Here is a 3,121-nt window from a genome sequence, read left to right on the forward strand (position 1 = left end):
GGCCGGAACCGGCCGGAGCGGACACGGCCCACTCTGGATTCAACCAGGTTCGCGGGCCGGCGCGCAGAACTCGGGGTCAGCGGAGGGCGGGGGAGGTGGGAGTGGGAGACGAGGTGGTGTCGGGGGCCGACAGCAGGCCCGGAGCGGTGAGCTCGGGTGTCTGGGACCACGTCGTCAGCTGGAACGGCGGGGCCGCCGTGAGCGGACGTATCAGCGGGGACATGACGGCCGCGCCCGCGAGGACGGGCGTGGGCAGAGGGTTCACGGCCTCGCGGAGCTGACCGCCCGGCGCGGGGATCCCGGGCAGCAGGGGCGCGGAGACCTCCGTCGGCGCCACCGGTACCTCGGCCCGCTGACCCTGTCCGAGGAGGGGGCCGAGGGTTCCCCGGCGGCGCTGCGCCTCGGGGCTCGTGGCCGCTCCGGTGGTCTGGGTGCGCAGAGGCGTGACGTTGCTGCCGGAGCCTGCGGCGCCCCTGGCATCCACCGTCTCGGCGGGCACACCGGAGGTCATACCGCCCAGCGCGATCGCGGCCAGTGAGACCGCGCCGGCCGCCACGAACGCGAACCGCATACCGCGCGAGGCCGAACGCTCGGCCTCGTGCCGGCTCACGTCGTGGATCCGAAAGCCGCGGTCACCCGTGGCTCCGCGCTCCTCGGCGGCCGTGTCCTGCCGGCGCTCGCCGCTGTCCCCGTCGGCGGAGAGCGTGCTGCCTCCGCCGAGGAAACCGCGGTCGCCGGACGGGGAACGCCCGTTGAGCGCGCCTCGGTCGCCGAGGAATCCCCGAGCGCCGAGGAAGCCCCGGTCACCGAGGAAACCACGTCCACCCGTCAGGCCCCGACCGCCGAGCAGTCCACGGCCTTGCGACGGGGAGAGTGCGCCGCTGTGCGGACCCGAGGGGACGTATCCGAAGGAGTCCCCGGTGGTGCCGAAGACGCCGAAGTCGGCGAAGTCCCTGTTGTCGGAGGGGTCGAGCGGGAGTCCGGGGCCGCCGGGCGTCCCCCCGAGTCTTCCTCCGAAGCCTCCGCCGTCCAGCGGGGAGCCGCCGTCGAGGTCGCCGCCCGCCGGGAGCATCTGGAGCCGGGCCAGGAAGCTCTCGGAGGGAGGCGGCGGTGCGGCCTCCGCGAAGACGTTCTTCAGTCGGCGCTGGGCGTCCGCCTCCGCCTTGCACTTCGGACACGTGGCCAGATGTGCCAGGACGCGTTCGCGCGCCTCATGACCGAGCTCTCCGTCGACCAGCGCGGAGAGTCGGTCTCCCAGATGCTGCTCAGCAGGGGTGGGCCGGGATCCACTCACGCGGTCGCGCCCCCTCCTCCCAGCGCGGGCACCCGGGGCACCGTGAAGCCGCGGCGCTGCTCGGCCCGGGCCTCCGGGGAGCGGTGCGCGAGGGCCTTGCGGAGCTGGGAGCGGCCGCGGTGGATCCGCGAGCGGACCGTACCGAGCTTGACGCCGAGGGTCGCTGCGATCTCCTCGTACGACAGTCCTTCGATGTCGCAGAGGACGACGGCGGCGCGGAACTCCGGCGCGAGGGTGTCGAGGGCCTGCTGGACGTCGGCGTCGAAGTGCGCGTCGTTGAAGATCTGCTGCGGGGTGGGCTCGCGGCTGGGCAGGCGCTCGGCCGCGTCCTCCCCGAGGGCGTCGAAGCGGATGCGCTGCTTGCGCCGGACCATGTCCAGGAAGAGGTTCGTGGTGATGCGGTGCAGCCAGCCCTCGAAGGTGCCGGGCGTGTAGGTCGACAGGGAGCGGAAGACGCGGACGAAGACCTCCTGGGTGAGGTCCTCGGCGTCGTGCTGGTTGCCGGTCAGACGGTAGGCGAGGCGGTAGACCCGGCCGCTGTGGGTGCTGACGATCTCCTCCCAGGTGGGCGGAGTCCACGCCTGCGCGTGCGCGTCCGTCGTGAAGGTCGCAGTCTGCGCTCCGTTTGCGGCGGCAGCGTCGGCGTGGGCGTGGTCAGCGGTGTCGTTCACGGATTTCGGCCTACCCGCCGATCCGAGGAAGCGCCGCAGCACTCCTCCCCGATCCACAGGCGCAGCCGCACCTCCCCTATCGGCTCTGGTGGTGTCCAGTGGAGCCCCTACCATAGCCACCTCGCCCGTTAGCTCCGGATAAGCGGTTTTACGAGAATTTGATGTGTGCCGATGTGCCTCATACGGCTGATCCGGCCGATCCGGCTCATATGGCTTTGTCAGCACCTGCACCGGCGCCTGCTCGCCGTACCGATCCATCACTTGACCCCCGTCGCGGCCCCCGTCACTCACTCATCCCTTTAAACGACCGGTCCCATCAGCAGGTTCCCGGCGGCAACGGATACAGTCACGCCCAGGCATCCGCGGGTACATAAGGAGAGGGTCATTACCGGCAACCGGCTGACGAGCTGGGCGTTCGCCGACGCCTTTGTCGCCGAGGACGACGCGCTGCGCTGGGCTCGCGACCGGGCTCGGGAAGCAGGGCTGCGCTCGGTGTCGCCCGGCACAGGCGCCGCGTTGAGCATGCTCGCGGCCTCCGTGGACGCGAAGGCGGTCGCGGAGATCGGTACCGGGACCGGCGTCTCCGGCATCCATCTGCTGCACGGCATGCGGGCTGACGGTGTGCTGACCACCGTCGATCCGGAGCCGGAGCACCAGCAGTTCGCCCGGCAGGCGTTCCGCGCGGCCGGCTTCGCCAGCAACCGCGCGCGCTTCATCCCGGGCCACGCCCTCGATGTGCTGCCCCGGCTCGCGGATGCCGGGTACGACCTCGTCTTCTGCGACGGCGACCGGCTGGAGAGTCTCGACTACCTCGCTGAATCGTTGCGTCTGCTCAGACCCGGTGGGCTGGTCGCCTTCGAGGGCGTCTTCGCCAGCGGCCGCACCGTCGACTCGGGCCCCCAGCCCACCGAGGTCATACGCCTGCGGGAGCTCCTGCGCACGGTCCGTGAGAGCGCCGAGCTGGTGCCTTCCCTGCTCCCGGTGGGCGACGGGCTGCTCTGCGCGGTCAAGCGCTGAGGGCTCCCGCCCCCGCCGCCACCCCCCGTCACCCGCCACACCCCGTAGGCCCCGTACACCCCCGTGCACGCCGTGCACCCGGTACAACAGTGCCCCGGCACCACCGAGGGCGGTGCCGGGGCACTGTTGTACCGGGTGC

The 3,121-nt window shown here is 72.0% G+C and carries 3 protein-coding genes; 1 reads left to right on the forward strand and 2 read right to left on the reverse strand.

What is annotated here, in order from left to right:
• Nucleotides 1-76 precede the first annotated feature (76 nt).
• Both AOK15_RS40805 and sigE read right to left on the reverse strand, forming a co-directional pair.
• Nucleotides 77-1,294, reverse strand: a complete 1,218-nt coding sequence (locus tag AOK15_RS40805; protein ID WP_055524270.1) for an anti-sigma factor family protein — start codon at nt 1,292-1,294, stop codon at nt 77-79.
• Nucleotides 1,291-2,007, reverse strand: coding sequence for an RNA polymerase sigma factor SigE (gene sigE, locus AOK15_RS40810; RefSeq protein ID WP_079058974.1), 717 nt, complete (start codon nt 2,005-2,007; stop codon nt 1,291-1,293). Before sigE ends, AOK15_RS40805 begins: the two co-directional genes overlap by 4 nt.
• Before the next feature lie 357 nt (nt 2,008-2,364).
• Here sigE and AOK15_RS40815 point away from each other — a divergent pair, with 357 nt between their 5' ends.
• Nucleotides 2,365-2,982, forward strand: coding sequence for an O-methyltransferase (locus AOK15_RS40815; RefSeq protein ID WP_079058975.1), 618 nt, complete (start codon nt 2,365-2,367; stop codon nt 2,980-2,982).
• Nucleotides 2,983-3,121: the final 139 nt, after the last annotated feature.

Origin of the sequence: Streptomyces ossamyceticus (assembly GCF_001418475.1) — a bacterium.
GTDB classification, from domain to species: Bacteria; Actinomycetota; Actinomycetes; order Streptomycetales; family Streptomycetaceae; genus Streptomyces; species Streptomyces ossamyceticus.